Source organism: Streptomyces sp. NPDC021225, assembly GCF_044332865.1.
Lineage (GTDB): Bacteria > Actinomycetota > Actinomycetes > Streptomycetales > Streptomycetaceae > Streptomyces.
In genome coordinates this window covers 1,311,168-1,327,302 of the sequence record NZ_JBIRPV010000001.1, presented here as the reverse complement: position 1 = coordinate 1,327,302, position 16,135 = coordinate 1,311,168, and the positions used below count along the sequence as shown (strand labels likewise).

Annotated in this window: 15 protein-coding genes and 1 riboswitch; of the genes, 4 read left to right on the top strand and 11 right to left on the bottom strand. The window is 70.8% G+C overall.

From position 1 onward, the window contains the following. Nucleotides 1-55: 55 nt before the first annotated feature. The 4 genes from ACH4S9_RS06100 to ACH4S9_RS06085 form a co-directional block, all read right to left on the bottom strand. Entirely contained in the window at nucleotides 56-1,024 is a 969-nt protein-coding gene (locus ACH4S9_RS06100; protein WP_398370096.1) for an NlpC/P60 family protein, read from the bottom strand. Nucleotides 1,025-1,435: 411 nt separating this feature from the next. Next, nucleotides 1,436-2,461 carry an NlpC/P60 family protein gene (locus tag ACH4S9_RS06095; protein WP_311724689.1) on the bottom strand — a complete coding sequence of 342 codons (1,026 nt, stop codon included), beginning with the start codon at nucleotides 2,459-2,461 and terminating at the stop codon, nucleotides 1,436-1,438. Between the two features lie 290 nt (nucleotides 2,462-2,751). Then, nucleotides 2,752-4,113, bottom strand: a complete 1,362-nt coding sequence (locus ACH4S9_RS06090; RefSeq protein ID WP_311724688.1) for an NYN domain-containing protein — start codon at nucleotides 4,111-4,113, stop codon at nucleotides 2,752-2,754. 34 nt (nucleotides 4,114-4,147) lie between these two features. Next, on the bottom strand, nucleotides 4,148-4,393 hold the full coding sequence (locus tag ACH4S9_RS06085) for a hypothetical protein (protein WP_311724687.1): 246 nt from the start codon (nucleotides 4,391-4,393) through the stop codon (nucleotides 4,148-4,150). A 165-nt stretch (nucleotides 4,394-4,558) separates the two neighbouring features. Between ACH4S9_RS06085 and ACH4S9_RS06080 the strand changes: the two genes are divergently transcribed. From ACH4S9_RS06080 to ACH4S9_RS06070, 3 genes are all read left to right on the top strand, one after another. Next, nucleotides 4,559-5,251 (top strand): rhomboid family intramembrane serine protease, encoded by a 693-nt coding sequence (locus tag ACH4S9_RS06080; protein WP_311724686.1) that lies wholly within the window; start codon nucleotides 4,559-4,561, stop codon nucleotides 5,249-5,251. A 98-nt stretch (nucleotides 5,252-5,349) separates the two neighbouring features. Next, on the top strand, nucleotides 5,350-6,243 hold the full coding sequence (locus ACH4S9_RS06075) for a hypothetical protein (protein ID WP_398370093.1): 894 nt from the start codon (nucleotides 5,350-5,352) through the stop codon (nucleotides 6,241-6,243). A 39-nt stretch (nucleotides 6,244-6,282) separates the two neighbouring features. Further along, complete coding sequence (locus ACH4S9_RS06070) at nucleotides 6,283-6,564, top strand: Lrp/AsnC ligand binding domain-containing protein (RefSeq protein ID WP_311724684.1); 282 nt, start codon at nucleotides 6,283-6,285, stop codon at nucleotides 6,562-6,564. A 19-nt stretch (nucleotides 6,565-6,583) separates the two neighbouring features. On the opposite strand, the gene ACH4S9_RS06065 is transcribed toward ACH4S9_RS06070, so the two are convergent. The 6 genes from ACH4S9_RS06065 to ACH4S9_RS06040 form a co-directional block, all read right to left on the bottom strand. Further along, the gene (locus tag ACH4S9_RS06065; protein ID WP_398370091.1) at nucleotides 6,584-7,996 is read right to left on the bottom strand and encodes an aminotransferase class V-fold PLP-dependent enzyme; all 1,413 of its coding nucleotides are present in this window, start codon (nucleotides 7,994-7,996) and stop codon (nucleotides 6,584-6,586) included. A 204-nt stretch (nucleotides 7,997-8,200) separates the two neighbouring features. Then, nucleotides 8,201-8,318, bottom strand: a riboswitch (SAM riboswitch). Between the two features lie 345 nt (nucleotides 8,319-8,663). Continuing rightward, the gene (gene trpD / locus ACH4S9_RS06060; protein WP_311724682.1) at nucleotides 8,664-9,737 is read right to left on the bottom strand and encodes an anthranilate phosphoribosyltransferase; all 1,074 of its coding nucleotides are present in this window, start codon (nucleotides 9,735-9,737) and stop codon (nucleotides 8,664-8,666) included. Between the two features lie 197 nt (nucleotides 9,738-9,934). After that, nucleotides 9,935-11,569: a cytochrome bc complex cytochrome b subunit gene (locus ACH4S9_RS06055; RefSeq protein ID WP_311724681.1), complete on the bottom strand. Its 1,635-nt coding sequence runs from the start codon at nucleotides 11,567-11,569 to the stop codon at nucleotides 9,935-9,937. Further along, nucleotides 11,566-12,621 carry a Rieske 2Fe-2S domain-containing protein gene (locus ACH4S9_RS06050; RefSeq protein WP_358849427.1) on the bottom strand — a complete coding sequence of 352 codons (1,056 nt, stop codon included), beginning with the start codon at nucleotides 12,619-12,621 and terminating at the stop codon, nucleotides 11,566-11,568. The genes ACH4S9_RS06055 and ACH4S9_RS06050 overlap by 4 nt, the downstream gene beginning before the upstream one ends. After that, entirely contained in the window at nucleotides 12,618-13,427 is an 810-nt protein-coding gene (locus tag ACH4S9_RS06045) for a c-type cytochrome (protein ID WP_311724679.1), read from the bottom strand. The genes ACH4S9_RS06050 and ACH4S9_RS06045 overlap by 4 nt, the downstream gene beginning before the upstream one ends. 68 nt (nucleotides 13,428-13,495) lie before the next feature. Continuing rightward, nucleotides 13,496-14,116, bottom strand: coding sequence for a heme-copper oxidase subunit III (locus ACH4S9_RS06040; RefSeq protein ID WP_311724678.1), 621 nt, complete (start codon nucleotides 14,114-14,116; stop codon nucleotides 13,496-13,498). A gap of 247 nt (nucleotides 14,117-14,363) precedes the next feature. On the opposite strand from ACH4S9_RS06040, the gene ACH4S9_RS06035 reads away from it, so the two are divergent. Then, nucleotides 14,364-14,765 (top strand): hypothetical protein, encoded by a 402-nt coding sequence (locus ACH4S9_RS06035; RefSeq protein WP_311724677.1) that lies wholly within the window; start codon nucleotides 14,364-14,366, stop codon nucleotides 14,763-14,765. 33 nt (nucleotides 14,766-14,798) lie between these two features. Here ACH4S9_RS06035 and ACH4S9_RS06030 read toward each other — a convergent pair whose 3' ends face one another. Beyond that, nucleotides 14,799-16,052 (bottom strand): Ig-like domain-containing protein, encoded by a 1,254-nt coding sequence (locus tag ACH4S9_RS06030; RefSeq protein ID WP_398370086.1) that lies wholly within the window; start codon nucleotides 16,050-16,052, stop codon nucleotides 14,799-14,801. Nucleotides 16,053-16,135 lie beyond the last annotated feature (83 nt).

Sequence of the window (16,135 nt, the reverse complement as noted above, 5' to 3'; positions counted from 1 at the left end):
TACCCGCCACGCCGTAGATCGTACGAGGCTCGCGGACCGGAATCAGACGCGCGTATCAGACACGTGTGATGGCCGAAATCGGCATCATCCCGACCGGGTCGTAGCGCACCCGCGCCCCCGGGTAGGGCGCGTGGATCACCTGTCCGTTGCCCGCGTACATCCCGACATGGCCCGCGTCGGAGCGGTAGACCACCAGGTCGCCGGGGCGGATGCGGCCGAGCGACACCTGGTGTCCGGCGGACGCCTGCTGCTGGGAGGTGCGCGGGATCGCCACCCCGGCCCGCCCGTACGCCCATTGGGTCAGCCCCGAGCAGTCGAAGGCGGTGGGCCCGGCCTGCCCCCAGGCGTACGGCTGGCCCACCGCCCCCTGGGCGGCCTCCAGCGCGGCGGCCGCGCGCGGCGAGGACGGCGGCAGGTCCGGCACTCCGGCCCGCCCGCCCGCGCCGTGCGGGCCCTGGAGATAGGCCGCTCGCGCGGCGGGGGGCAGGGCGTTGAACAGCCGGCGCGCCGTGGCCAGCTTGTGCCGTACGGCCCGCTTGTCGCGGACCACGGCCTCGCGGCTGCCCTCCAGCCGGGCGAGCCTGGCCGCCGCCTCCGCGCGCTGCTGGCGCAGCGTTCGCTGGGCGCCCTCGAAGACCTTCAGCTGCCCGGCCTGCCGCTTGCCGATGCGCTCCAGGGTGGCGGCCTTGGCGAGGTAGTGGGCGGGGTCCTCGGAGAGGATCAGGGCGAGGCTGGGGTCGACCCCGCCGGAGCGGTACTGCCCGCCCGCGAGGGCGCCGAGCGCCACCCGCATCCGGTTGACCCGCTCCTGGCCGCGGGCGACGCGGTCCTGGATCCGGTCGACCTGGCGGCGCAGCCCCTGGGCGTGCGCCTCGGCCGCGTTGTACCGCTCGGTCGCCCGCTCCGCCAGCGCGTAGAGCCGCTCGACCGCGCCGGGGGTGGCGCCGGGCGCCGTGGCGTCCGGCGAGGGGTCGTGCGGCTCGGCGCCGGCCGGCACCGCCGACAGCGCGGCCGCCGAGGCCACGGCGGCCGAGACGGCGGTCAGGGCGGTGGCCCGGCCCAGGGTGGTGACCCGGCCGGAACCCGGCCGAGCGGCACCGGACCGCGCCGGACCGGGCGCCGGCGAGCCGGGTGAGGAAGAACCGGGCGACGCGGAACCGGGCGAAGAAGCGCCGGGTGAGGAAGAACCGGGCGAGGAAGAACCGGGCTGAGAGGAACGCCGACAGGACGCCATGGGAAGCCGCACTCCCTTCCACTGTGTGGGAAGAACTGCGCGCAGACAGTAGCCGTACGATCGCGCACGGTCCAAGAAGCGCAGCGGGCACACAATGTGACACCCCGCCGGAGACGCAGGTCACCGGCGGGGCGGAAGCTCAGCGGAGGTTGTCGGCCGCTCTCGGATTTCCCCCGAACGGACGGTTCGGGGGAGGGCCGGTCAGACCCGGACGCCGAACATGAACGGCATGTTGTCCATCGACTCGTAGCGCACATTGGCCCCGGGCTTGGGGGCGTGCAGCACCTGGCCGTTGCCCGCGTACAGGCCTATGTGGTGCAGGTCGTTGTAGAAGAGCACCAGGTCGCCCGGCTTGAGGTCGCCACGGCCGATGCGGGTGCCGGCGTTCGCCTGGTCCTGCGAGATACGCGGCAGGGAGACGCCGGCCTGCCCGTACGCCCAGCCGGTGAGGCCGGAGCAGTCGAAGGAGGACGGGCCGGTCGCGCCCCACACATAGGGCGAGCCTATCTTCGTCTTGGCGGCGGCCAGGGCCGCGGCGGCGCGCTGCGAGTCGGGCACGTCGTTGCCCAGGTTCGCGCGCTCGTTGGAGCGGTTGGAGCGCTCCTGCTCCTTGGCGGCGAGCGCGGCCCGCTCCTTCTCGGTGAGGGTGTTCAGGAGCTGCTGGGCCTTGGAGAGCTTGCCCTGGATCTCCTTCTTCTTCTCACCCAGCGCCTTGCGGGTGTCCTCGAGGTCCTGGAGCTTCGTGGACGCCTCTTCGCGCTGCTGCTTGAGCGTGCGCTGCTTGTCGGCGATCTTGCGCAGCGACTCGGCCTGCTTGCCGCTCAGCTGGTTGAGGGTGGAGGCCTTGTCGAGGTAGCTGTCCGGGTCGGAGGAGAGCAGCAGCTGCACGGAGGGGTCGATGCCCCCGGAGCGGTACTGCGCGGTGGCCATCGAACCCAGGCTGTTGCGGAGCTTGTTGAGGTCCTCCTGGCCGCGGGCCACCTTGTCCTGGAGCTCGCCGACCTGCTTCTCCAGCTTTTCCTTCTTCTCCTTGGCGCCGTTGTACTTCTCGGTCGCCTGCTCGGCCTGCTCGTAGAGCGTGTCGACCTGCTCCTTGACGTCCTTCTTGTCCGCCTTGGGCGCGGCCTGAGCGGCCTGGGAGGAGAGGGCGACGGCCGCGGCGGCGGTCGCGGTGAAGACGGTCACCCGAGTACGGCTCGGCTGCTTGGGTCGACGGTGGGACGCCACGAAGGCGAGCTCCTTCTTCCTCCAGCCGCCTACCGGGTGATGAGGGGTCAAGACCCCGGCTCCACGAAACAAGCGCGCGGACTCGGCGGTACCCCCGCCGACACCCCGGATGAGTGATCAACCGTGCGGAGGTTCGAGCTGACCATAGTGACCTGGTCGTGATCCGTTCAAATCCCACCGACAAAAAAGTCGGTCCGGAGGCGCATCTTTTACAAACATCACACCGACAGTAACGGTCAGTTGACGCTCCGCAGGCGTCAACCGCCCCAACGGGGCACCCCCGGCGCCACTCAGGTACGCGCGAGCCGCTTGAGCAACAGCGCCGAGGAGACCGGTCGAGCCCCGGCCTTCGCCACCCCGTCGGCCACCTCGCGGTCCGTGGAGACCACGACCACCGGCCGGCCCGGCGGCTCGGCCCGCACCAGCTGCCTGATCAGCTCGTCCGCGGTCACCCCCGGCTTGCTGAACAGCACCCGCACCCCGCGCGGCGGCGCCAGCAGCACCGGCGCCGCAAGCTCCGCCCCGTCGAAGACACAGGTCATCTCCGCGCCCGTCTGGGCCGCCAGCCCCGCGAGCCCGCCCAGCAGCCGCAGCCGCTGCTTGTCCAGCGGCATCGTCGGATAGCCGGTCTTGGTGACGTTGTAGCCGTCCACCACCAAGTGGGCCTGGGGCAGCGCGAGCAGCTGGTCCAGCAGCGCGGGGTCCATCTCCGAGAGCGCCCTGGTCGCTATGTCCTTCGGCGTCATCTTGCCCGGCTCCACCGCGTCCACCGCGTCCGCCGGGCGCATCGACGCGGGCGGCAGCGCCAGTTCGCGCCGCAGTCCCTGCGCCGCGTCCAGCACCGTGTCCAGCAGCAGCCGCACCCGCATGTCCTCGACGCTGCGCCCCTCGCGGGCCGCCCGCCGGCTGGCCTCCAGCGCCGACTCCGTCTCCGCGAGCCGGGCCCGCAGCCGCCGCGCCTCACCCTCCGCCGTGGCCTGCCGCACCGCGGCCGCCGAGCGCACGGAGTCCAGCTCCGCCACGGCCTTGCGCAGCGCCGCCTCGCCGCGCTTGACGTCGCTGAGCGCGCTGCGCAGCTTACGGTGCAAGGTGTCCGATTCCTTGCGGACCGCCTCCAGCTCGGTGCGGGTCCGCTCGGTCTCGGTGCGCGCCGCGGCCCGGGCCTCGACGAGCTCCTCGCGCAGCCGCCGCAGTTCGCGCTCCGCCTCCTCGGCGGCCCGCTCGGCGGAGACCCGCTGCGCCTCCTCGCCCGCGGCCTCGACCAGCTTGACCCAGCCGACCGGCCGCAGCACATAGGCGATCGCCGCGACGTCCACCGGATCGGCGGCGGCGGGCGGCGAGCCGCCCTCGATGGCCTCGGCCAGCTCCGCCTGGGTCTCCCGCAGCCGCCCCGCGATCCGCTGCCGGAAGACCGGGTCGGACTCCACGGTGGCGGCCATGGCGTTGCCCGCGAACTTCGCCCGGCGGGTCGGGGTGAAGCGGGCGTACTGCCGCAGCTGGGCCGGGAGCTCGGTGACCGTCAGACCGCCGAACGCGTCCGCGACCAGGGCCACGACCCGGCGCCTGACCCCCTCCGGCAGGGGGCGGTCGAGCGCCTCGGCGACGCCCTCGGCGTCACCGGCCGAACCGGGGTCGCCTGTCCGCTCCACCACCTGTCACCGCTCCGTTCTCAGGCGCCCGCGCTTCTCAGGCGCCCGCGCTCGCGCCCGGACGATCGACCAGCTCGATCTGATCGACCGCGTTGCACCAGCGGCAGCGCACCGACTCAATGGTCTCATTGACCACCTCGCGCTCCTCGACCTTGGGCTCCCCGCCCAGGTCGAGATGGACGTACTCGACGACCTTGGTCGAACGCGTCACATCGAACCGCGTCAGATTGCCGCACAGGGTGCAGCGCCAGCGGGTCTCGGCTGTCGGCAGGGGCACGGCCATGGGGTCCTCGTCCGTCCTCGTCTTGATTCCACTCTCGCACTTCGGCGTGGAGTAACCCTACGGCCTGAGCCCTGCCCCGCGCCGAGGCCAGGTGCGCTCCCGGTCCGGCCCGGACGGCGGCGAGGCACTCTGGGCAGGTTGCGCCCGATACGCGATGATCTGCCCATGATCGAGACGTCGGAGGGGTCCGGCGGCGGGGCAGGCCGCCCCCTGATGACGTACGCCCTCATCGCCGCCTGCTGCCTGATCTTCGCCGTGGGCCCGGCCTCCGGACTCAACCCCGGCTATGGCACCGGGAGCGAGCTGCTGCGGGCCCAGACCGGCCATTTCGAGCGCTGGGGGGTGGTGCCCAGCGCCCTGTGGAGCGGCGCGCCCGCCGAGCCACTGACCCCGCTGACGGCGCTGTTCGTCCACGGCAACTGGCTGCATCTGCTGGGCAACATGCTGTTTCTGTACGTCTTCGGGGCGATGGCCGAGGAACGCATGGGACGGATCCAGTTCGTGCTCTTCTACCTCGCCACCGGCTATCTGGCGCTGCTCGGCTACGCCGCGGCGCACGCGGGCTCCACCCAGACCCTGGTCGGCGCCTCCGGGGCGATCTCCGGAGTCCTCGGCGCCTTTCTGTGGCTCTTCCCCCGGGCCCGGGTGACCAGCCTCTTCCCGTTTCTGTTCTTCCTGCCGCTGCGCTTCCCCGCCTGGGTAGTGCTGATCTTCTGGGTCGCGCTCCAGTGGCTGGCCGCCCGCGGGGCCGACGACCGCCCCGGGGTCGCCTACCTCGCCCACCTCGTGGGGTTCAGCCTCGGGTTCCTCTACGCGTGGGTCCGCTTCGGACGGGCGACCAAGACCGCCCGGCAATAGGACCCGCAGCGTCGCGCGCCGATGGGCGGCTCCCCCATGGCTTCGCACGGCCCCTGTCGGAGAAGCAAGCGAAGAAGCAGCGGGGCCGTGGCAGGGCGTTGGAGCGCTCACGCAGGGCAACGAACGCCGCGCAGTACGGGCTGTCGAAGAAGCAGGCGGCCCGCGCCGCCCGCCGAGCCGAGAACGGGCTGAAGCCCAAGATGGTGACCGTGCCCGGTGGTGACCGCACCGCCCGCGCCGATGGGCTTCCCCAGCAGGCGTTCCGGCGTGACCGGCTGTCCGCCCACTACCGGGAGCAGCGCGCCCGCCAGGCCGAGTATGCCGCCTCGCTGGCCGAGCACCGGCGCGATCGCGCCCGCACCGTGGCGCGGGAGATCATCGCCGCCCATGGCCCTGTGCTCGTGGTCGAGGACTGCGACATCCACATGTGGTACCGGCTGTGGGGCAAGCGCCTGTCGCAGACCACGCCGGGCATGCTGATCTCCGCCCTCGCGGTGGAGTGCGACGCGGCCGGGGGCAGGCTCGTCCGGGCCTCCACCTGGTCAACAGCCCTGTCCCAGCATTGCCTGTGCGGCGAGCGCGTCAACAAGACCCTCCGCGACCGCGCACACAAGTGCGGCGCGTGCGGCCTGGTCGGCAAGCGTGACCTCGTATCCGCCGCCTGGCCCCGTTCGTCCGCTTCGCAGATGTGGACGACCCCAAGACCGCGTACCTGGACACCGCCGCGTCCCGGCACGCACAGATCACATGTTCACAAGCGCTGGAAGAAGCGCTGCGGGAGTCAACCACACCGAGCCCGAAACCGCCCCGGCGGTCGGGTCGCGTGGCAGTCCCACGGCAACACCGTGAAACCTCTGCTCCCCGAACCGCCGGACGGCGGAACCGAGCGACCCCGGATGAGTCACGCCCGCGTGACCACGCCGGAAAGCCTGGTCCCCGCCCCGGCCGCAGTCCACAGCTCACCCTTTGGTGAGTTACGGATCAAGTCTTAGAGTGAGCGGGGCAGTCACCAGCGAGGGAGAAAGCCAGCCGTGATCACTTCGATCGTGCTCATCAAGACCGACGTGGACCAGATCCCCGAGATCGCCGAGAGGATCGCCGCGATCGACGGCGTGAGCGAGGTCTACTCGGTCACCGGGGCGCACAACCTGATCGCGATGGTGCGGGTGGCCCGGCACGACGACCTCGCGGACGTCATCCCGGGCCGGATCAGCAAGGTGCCCGGCGTGGCCTCCACCGAGACCCACATCGCCTTCCGCACCTACTCCCAGCACGACCTCGAGGCGGCCTTCGCGATCGGCCTCGACGGCTGAGTTCGCGCCCCTTCGCGGTTCAGCCGCGGTCCGGGACGCAGCGCCCGTCCTCGGTGCGGTAGCTCCACTTCGCGCCGTCCCGGACCAGCTCCTTCACCGCGCCCACGAACCGCTCGACGTGCTCGTCGGGGGTGCCCGCGCCGAAGCTGACCCGGATCGCGTTCAGCGACCGCTCCCCCGGCGCGGTCTCCGGGGCCCCGCACTCGCCCGCCTCCCCGGGCTCGCCGCCCAGCAGGGTGCGCACCAGCGGATGCGCGCAGAACAGGCCGTCGCGCACGCCGATGCCGTACTCCGCGGAGAGGGCGGCCGCGAAGTGCGAGCTGTTCCAGCCCTCCACCACGAAGGAGATGACCCCCACCCGGGGGGCGTCGTCGCCGAACAGCGACAGCACCCTCACCTCGTCCACCTCGGCCAGCCCCTCACGGACCTTGGCGATCAGCCGCCGCTCCCGGGCCACCAGGGACTCGAACCCGGCCTCGGTCAGCGCCTTGCAGGCCGACGCGATCGCGTACGCCCCGATGACGTTCGGCGAGCCGGCCTCGTGCCGGGCCTCGGTGGTGTGCCACTCCACCTCCACCTCGCCGACTCCCTCTCGGACGCTGAGGGCCACCTTGCGGCTGGCCCCGCCGCCCGCGAGATACGGCCGGGCCGCGCGCAGCCAGTCCGCGCGCCCCGCCAGCACGCCCGCCCCGAACGGCGCGTACAGCTTGTGCCCGGAGAACGCGACCCAGTCGACGTCCAGGGCGGCGATGTCCACGGGGTGGTGCGGGGCCAGCTGGGCCGCGTCCAGCACGATACGGGCGCCATGCGCATGGGCCACCTCCGCCAGCTCCCGCACCGGCCACAGCTCACCAGTCACATTCGACGCACCGGTCACACACACCAGCGCCGCGCCCGCGCCCGCGCCCGTGTCAGCCTCCTGGTCGTCCGCTCGCCACGCGGCCAGCGCCCGCTCCAGCGTCTCCACGGCCTGCCGCGGGGAGCGCGGCGCGCTCAGATAGCCGACCTCGATGCCCTCCCGCTGCTGCCACGGCAGCAGCGAGGCGTGGTGCTCGGTCTCGAACACGAACACCCGGGTGCCCTGCGGCAGCGCGGCGGCGAGCAGGTTGAGCGAGTCGGTGGTGGCGCGGGTGAAGACCACCTGGTCGTCGGGGCGGCAGCCGAGGAAGGCGGCCACCTCCTTGCGGCTGTTCTCGAACAGATCGGTGGACAGCTGCGAGAGATAGCCGGCGCCGCGGTGCACGCTGCCGTAGTACGGGGCGTAGGCCGCGATGTCGTCCCAGACCCGCTGGAGGGCGGGGGCGCTGGCGGCGTAGTCGAGTGCGGCGTAGTCGACCTCGCCGCCCGTGACGAGCGGGACCAGGACGTCCCGGCCGAGGACGGGCAGCGGGGTGTGGGTGGCGGTGGCGGCAGCAGCAGCGGTCGCGGACATGGCGAAGTCTCCCGGGAGGGCGAAGAGTTGAATGCGTCACGCGTGCGTGCGGCAGCCCGCCGTCGGGCACGCGGAAAGAAGCTCAACGCGCGGGCGAAGTCGGCACCGCGCCGGTTGAGGGGAAGAAGGGGCCGTCGGCCCTAGCGCATTCGCTGCATCACGGAAGAACTCCCTCGACGACCAGGACCCCTGGTTTTCGCGAGGGGTCCGCGCTTGCCGCAGACCTCGCTGCCTGCGGCCTGGTCATCACCCGGGGCACCCCGCCACGGACGGAGGGTTGCCGGACAGCGGGCCGGGGCCGAAGTCGCTGTCGCTCGTGACCTGCGCAGGAGTATGCCACGCCCGCCCGAAGCCCGAACCCCCTGTCCGCGATACGGACAACTCCGCCTGCGGCGTGCCTTGTCCCCGCCCCGCCCCTTCCCGAACCGGGGCTCCGCCCCGGACCCCGGTCCTCAATCGCCGGACGGGCTGTCAGCCCGTCCGGCGATTGAGGACACGCCCGAAGGGCGTCCGGGGGTCCGGAGGCTTGCCCCCTCACGCGGCGGAGCCGCATCTCGATGCTGCGGGAAGGGGCGGGTAGGGGAAGCGCCCGTCGCAGGCGCGGGGCCGGGGGGCGGCCCCGCCGGACCCGGGCGGAGGCTGCACCCAGACCGCCCGCCGCAGGGCGCTACGCGTTCGTGGCCAGAACCCACCGCTCCAGCGCCGCCCGCGCCGCGCCCGAGTCGATGGACTCCGCCGCCTTCTCCATGCCCGCCGCGATCCGCTCGGGCAGCGGCTTGCCGCCCGTCCCGCCCTCCAGCGCGACCAGCCCCGCGGCCGAGTTGAGCAGCACCGCGTCCCGTACGGGGCCGCGCTCCCCCGCCAGCAGCCGCCGCGCGACATCCGCGTTGTACGACGCGTCGGCGCCGCGCAGGGACTCCACCGGGGCCAGTTCGATGCCGACGTCGCGCGGGTCGAAGGTCTCCTGACGGACGGTGCCGCCCTCGACCACCCACACCTGGGAGGTGGAGGTGATGGTCAGTTCGTCCAGGCCGTCGTCGCCGCGGACGACCAGCGCGGAGGAGCCGCGCTCGGCGAGCACCCCGGCCAGGATGGGCGCCATGCGGATGTCGGCGACCCCGGTGGCCTGGGCGCGCACCCGGGCGGGGTTGGTCAGCGGGCCGAGGAAGTTGAAGATGGTGGCGATGCCGAGGTCGCTGCGCGCGGTCCCGACATGGCGCAGCGCGGGGTGGAAGTGCGCCGCGAAGCAGAAGGTGATGCCGGCCTCCTCGGCGACCTCGGCCACGCGCGCCGGGGACAGGTCCAGATTGACGCCGAGCTTGCCGAGGACGTCGGAGGAGCCGCTGGCGGAGGACCAGGCGCGGCTGCCGTGCTTGACCACCTTGGCCCCGGTGCCCGCCACCACGAGCGCCGACATCGTGGAGATGTTGACGGTCTTGGCGCGGTCGCCGCCCGTGCCCACGATGTCGACGGTCGGCCCGGGCACCTCGATCACGTTCGCGTGCTCGTACATGATCCGGACCAGCCCGGACACCTCCGCCACCGTCGCGCCCTTGGCGCGCAGCGCGACCGCGAAGCCGGCGATCTGCGCGTCGCTGGCCTCGCCGCGCATGATCCGGTCCATGACCCAGGCGGTGTCGTCGGCGGTGAGGTCCTGGCCGAGCAGCAGCGAGTCGAGTACGTCCGGCCAGGTGCGGGCCGTCGCGCGGTTGTCGCCTCCGGCTGGGGTCACAACGTCCATGGTCCGCTCCTGGAACTCGGCTGGTCAGGGCTGGGGCCTCATAGCTCGGCTGTGCGACGGCCCCCGGCAAGCCTATCGGCCCCATCGGCGCGGACCGGAGCGGTACGAAAACGGCCCGGGGCCCCGGGCCGGACCGTGTGGTCCGGGCCGGGGCCCTGGGGTGTGTGGCGTACAGCTGAGGTGTTCGCTGAAGGGGATCAGTGGTGGCCGTGGCCGCTGGTGATCTCCTTGTACTCCTCGGCGGTCGGCTTGGGGATGACGTTGTCCCCGCCGTAGTAGCCCTTGGACAGCTTGGCCCGGAGCTTCTCCGACCGCTTTATCTTCCGGCGCACACCGTTCTCGTCGACCTCGGGGCCGACCTCGAGCGCCTTGGGCTGCTCATGCTGGGTGAGCATGTGCAGGTCCTCCTGCGAGAGCGGCGCGTGCACCTCGATGAACTCGCCGTGCGGCAGCCGCTTGATGATGCCGGTCTCGCGCCCGTGCAGCACCTTGTCCTTGTCGCGCCGCTGGAGACCCAGGCAGATCCGCTTGGTGATGATGAAGGCCAGCACCGGGCCGACGAAGAAGCCGATCCGGACGAACCACGTGATGGCGTTGATCGACAGATGGAAGTGGGTGGCCCACAGGTCGTTACCACCACCGATCAGCATCACGAAGTACGCGGTCAGCCAGGCGACGCCGAAGGCGGTACGGGTCGGGGCGTTGCGCGGGCGGTCCAGGATGTGGTGCTCGCGCTTGTCGCCGGTGATCCAGGACTCGATGAAGGGGTAGACCCCGATCGCGAACAGGACCAGCGGGAACAGCACGATCGGGATGAACACGCCCAGGACCAGCGTGTGGCCCCACAGGGTGATCTCCCAGCCGGGCATCACACGGACCAGACCCTCGGCGAAGCCCATGTACCAGTCGGGCTGGGCGCCGGTGGACACATGGTCCGGGCGGTACGGGCCGATGGCCCAGATCGGGTTGATGGTGGCGACCGCGGAGAGGATCGCGATCACACCGAAGACCAGGAAGAAGAACCCGCCCGCCTTGGCCATGTAGACCGGCAGCAGAGGCATGCCGACGACGTTCTTCTCGGTCTTGCCGGGCCCGGGGTACTGCGTGTGCTTGTGGTAGAAGACCAGGATCAGGTGCGCCACCAGCAGGCCGAGCATGATGCCCGGCAGCAGCAGGACGTGGACCGGGTAGAGCCTGGGGATCAGGTCCATCCCGGGGAACTCGCCGCCGAACACGAACATCGAGATGTAGGTGCCGACGACCGGGATCGACAGGAACACGCCCTCGATGAACCGCAGACCGGTGCCGGAGAGCAGGTCGTCGGGGAGCGAGTAGCCGGTGAAGCCGGTCAGCATGCCGAGGAAGAACAGCAGGAAGCCGAACAGCCAGTTGATCTCACGCGGCTTGCGGAACGCGCCGGTGAAGAAGACGCGCATCATGTGCACGAACATCGCGGCGAGGAAGATCAGCGCGGCCCAGTGGTGGATCTGCCGGATGAGCAGACCGCCGCGCACCTCGAAGCTGATGTCGAGCGTCGAGGCGAACGCCTCGGACATCCGCACGCCCTGCATCGGGACGTACGGACCGTGGTAGACGACCTCTTCCATGCTGGGGTGGAAGAACAGCGTCAGATACACACCCGTGAGGATGATGATGATGAAGCTGTAGAGCGCGACCTCACCCAGCATGAAGGACCAGTGGTCCGGGAAGATCTTGCGCATGTTGGCCTTGGCCAGGCTGTAGATGCCCAGCCGGCCGTCCGCCCAGTCGGCGACGCGCTCGCCCGCGGGGGCCTTGCGGCCCCGCGCCTGCGTCTCAGTTGCAGTACTCATCCGCGCTCCCAGTAAGCAGGACCGACGGGCTCCGCGAAGTCGCCCTTGGCTTCGAGGTAACCGTCCTTGTTGACGCCGATCCGCAGCTGCGGCAGGGCGTGCCCGGCCGGGCCGAAGATCACGCGGCCGCCGTCGGAGAGGTCGAACGTCGACTGGTGACAGGGGCACAGGACGTGGTGCGTCTGCTGCTCGTACAGGTTGATCGGGCAGCCGACGTGGGTGCAGATCTTCGAGAACGCCACGATGCCGTCGTGCGACCAGTCCAGCTCGCGCTTGTCCTTGATGTTCTCCGGCTGGAGCCGGACCAGCATCAGGGCCGCCTTGGCGATCTGCGTCTGGAAGTCGTGGTCCGCCTCGCTCATGCCCTCGGGCATGGCGAAGGTGAGCGAACCGACCGAGATGTCCTCGGGGCGCAGCGCCCCACCCGTGTTGTAGTTCATCAGGCGCTTGCCCTTGGCCCACTTGGTGTGCCGGAGCTTGTCGCCCGGCAGCGGGCCGAGGTCGCGCAGCAGCACCAGGCCGGAGAGCGGCACCAGGGCCAGCGCGCCGAAGAGGGTGTTGCGGGCCAGCTTCCGCCGGCCGAAGCCGGACTCTTCCGCGCCCGCCCGGAAGTCCTCCAGGACCTTGGCCTTGACCTCGGGCTCGGCCTCGATCGGGTGACGCTCGTCGGCGATCTCCACGTCCGACATCAGCGTGCGGGCCCAGTGGACCGCGCCCGCGCCGATGGCGAAGAGGGCGATGCCGAGGGTCAGGCCGAGCGAGAAGTTCAGCGCGCTGATGTGGCCGAGCGGGAAGACATAGATGATCTTGTCTACCGGGAAGGCCACATACGAGGCGATGAAGGCGATCGTCGCCAGCATCGAGACCGTGAAGAACAGCGCGACCGTGCGCTCGGAGCGCCTGGCGACCCGCTCGTCGATGTCCTGCTGACGGTGCTCGTGCGGGGGCAGACCCGGGTCGGCGAACGGGTTGTCCGCCGTCTCTACCGCGCCGCCCTCGCCCTGCCCGTGTGGCAGGTTGTCTTCTGTTTGTGAAATGTCGTGGCTACTCATGACTTCTTGGCCTTTGCGGTCCGGGCGGCGACCCAGATGGTCAGGGCGATCATGGCCCCCATGCCGAAGACCCAGCCGAACAGACCCTCACTCACCGGGCCCAGGCCGCCGATCTCCATACCGCCGGGGGTCGCGGTCTTGTCGCTGTTGACCGTGTCCAGGTACGCGATGATGGCCTTCTTCTTCTCCTCCGGCAGCGTGGTGTCCGGGAAGGAGGGCATGTTCTGCGGGCCGGTCTGCATGGCCTCGTAGAGGTGCTTGGCGGACACGCCCTCCAGGGACGGCGCGTACTTGCCGTTGGTCAGGGCGCCGCCCTTGCCGACGAAGTTGTGGCACTGCGCGCAGTTGGTACGGAAGAGCTCACCGCCCTCGGCGATGTCCGCGCCGGCCGGGTTGTACTGCTCCTTGGTCGGAGTCACCGGGCCGGGGCCGAGCGAGGCGATGTACGCGGACAGCTGCTGGATCTCGGCGTTCGAGTAGATGTTCTTCTTCTTCGGCACCTGGGCGCCGGGCTGCTGCGCGGGCATACGACCGGTGCTGACCTGGAAGTCCACGGCGGCGGAGCCGACGCCGACCAGGCTCGGACCGTCGGTCGTACCCTGACCGCCGGTGCCGTGGCAGCTGGCGCAGCCGACGGCGTAGAGCTTCTTGCCCTCCTCGATGGCGAGGGACTGGGCGGAGCTGTCATCGGCCTTGGCCTCGCTCGGCGAGAACGCGGCGTACAGCCCCCCAGTGACCGCCAGCGCGAAGAGTAGGACGACGAGCGCAGCCAGCGGATGGCGCCGTCGTGCGGAGAGCTTTTTCACGGATTACCCCGGTGTCAGGATCTTCTGCGTCGATGCGATGAGGACGTGGTGCCGGTGCGGCGACCGGATTACTTGATCAAGTAGATCGTGGCGAAGAGGCCGATCCAGACGACATCGACGAAGTGCCAGTAGTAAGACACCACGATGGCCGCCGTCGCCTGCTGGTGGGTGAACCTCTTGGCCGCGTACGTCCTGCCCAGGACCAGCAGGAAGGCGATGAGTCCGCCCGTCACATGCAGTCCGTGGAAGCCCGTGGTCAGGTAGAACACCGAGCCGTACGGGTCGGACGAGAGCGACAGACCCTCGTGCTTGACCAGTTCGGTGTATTCGAAGATCTGACCGCCGACGAAGATCGCGCCCATGATGAAGGTGATCACGAACCAGGTGCGCAGCTTCTTCACGTCGCCGCGCTCGGCAGCGAAGACACCGAGCTGGCAGGTGAGGGAGGAGAGCACCAGGATCGTGGTGTTCGTCGCGGAGAACGGGAAGTTCAGCGCGGACGCCATTTCCTTCCAGTGCTCTGCGCCGGTCACCGACCGCAGGGTGAAGTACATCGCGAAGAGGGCCGCGAAGAACATCAGCTCGGAACTCAGCCAGATGATGGTTCCGACGCTGGTGAGGTTCGGCCGGTTGACCGTCGGGTGCGCGTGCCCGGTATCTACTGCTGTTGCTGTCGCCACGACCGACATTATGTCGGTCGCTTATCCAGCCCTCACTCCCGGGGGTACCGTTCGGAGTGTCAAGGGCATCGATGCTGCTCGTACGGCCGGTTGTGGGCGGTGGTACGCCGGCTGTCCCCGCGGTGGCCGGACGGACCCGCGGCCGGTCCGCGGCCGGTCCCTCGAAGGAGGGAGGGGCTTGCACGCCCCCTCCTCCCCAGGGCTGTACGGGAGTAGCATCCGCGCCAGGAGTCCACCCATGTAACGCGGAGGAACGATGCAGCCGACCGCCACGGTGCTGGTCTACAGCGATGACTCGGGCACCCGTCAGCAGGTGCGGCTCGCGGCCGGACGCCGGCCCGCCCCCGACGTCCCGCCCGTGGAGTTCGTGGAGTGCGCGACCCTCCCCGCCGTCCTCTCGGCGCTGGAGGACGGCGGCATCGACGTGTGCGTGCTGGACGGGGAGGCGGTTCCCGCGGGCGGCATGGGCGTCTGCCGGCAGATCAAGGACGAGATCTTCCGCTGCCCTCCGGTGCTGCTGCTGATCGGCCGCCCGCAGGACGCCTGGCTGGCCACCTGGAGCCGGGCGGAGGCCGCGGTCACCCACCCGATCGACCCGGTGGCCCTCGCCGACGCGCTGGCGGGCCTGTTGCGCAAGCGGCTCGCCGTGGACGCCTGACGGGTCGGCTGCCACCGGGTCGGCTGCCACCCGTCACACCTGGGGACGGAGCCTGGCCGACTCGGCCGGGGCGCTGCCGTCGGGCGGTGCGGTGACCACGGCACTGCCCGCGCGCCACTTGTCCCAGCCCATGTTCCAGTCGCCGAAGCCGTTGTCGAACGCCGTCATCATCGCTCCGCGGCTGTTGACGACCTTGACGATGTCGCCGAGGCGCACGGTGTCGAAGAACCAGCGCGCGTTCTCGTTGCTCATACCGGTGCAGCCGTGGCTGACGTTGGCCGCGCCCTGCGAGCCGGTGGACCAGGGCGCGGCGTGGACGTACTCGCCGCTCCAGGTCACCCGGGCAGCCCAGTGGACCAGCAGGTCGTAGGAGTTGCCGAGGCCGATGCTGGCGCCGGTCATCCGCACGGAGGACTCCTTGGCGAGGATCACCTTGATGCCGTTGCGGGTGTCGAAGCCGGGCATGCCGGTGGTGATGGGGATGGTGCGGATCGCCTGGCCGTTCCTCAGCACCGTCATCTGGTGGGTGCCGGAGTCGGTGATGGCCTCGACGCGGTCGCCGGTGGTCAGCCGCAGCGGCTTGGATTCCGCGCCGTAGATGCCGCTTGCGACCCTGATGCCCTTGAGGTTGGCGTGCACGTCGATCGTGGCGTGCGCGGGCCAGTAGTCACGCGGGCGGTAGTGCAGGTTCCGGTCGTCCACCCAGTGCCAGACGCCGTCCACCGCGGGCTGTGAGTCCACCTTCAGTGCGCGCTCCACGACGGCCCGCGCCGAGGCGTCCTTGACGGGCGCGCTGAGCTTCGCCGTGATGGGCTGTCCGACGCCGTAGGTGCCTGCCTCGGGGCCGAAGGTGACCTTCAGCCTGCTCTTTGCCTTCGAGGTGTCGAAGCCGATGGTGCGGCGCCCTGGTGCCCCGCCGGAGTCCTCGGTGCTCACCCGCAGCGTGTAGTGGGTGCCCGCGGCCAGCGGCACGGTGCTGCGCCAGCGCTTGCCGTCGGGCGTCAGCTCGCCGCGTACATAGCGGCCCGCGGAGTCGGTGGCCGTGACGTCGGTGAGGCGGCTGTCGTCGCCCTTGGCCGTGACCTCGAGTGGCTTGTCGGGGTCCGTCTTGCGGGACTCGCTGACGCCGCTGAAGGCGACCTGGTCGGCCGCGTCGTACGGTTTGGCCGCCAGCGGGTCCGAGGAAGGGCCGCCGCATCCGGTGAGCCCTGTCGCTATCAGGGGTGCCAGCAGCAGAGCGCAGCCGAGCACCGTCCGGGATCGAGGTGATCGAGGTGTGTGGCTCATGGTCACAAGCTAGAAAGCCCGGTTCCGGACGGCTCGTGGAATGAGGCAGTCGGGTGAACCGGGTCCTGACGGAACGGGGGAAC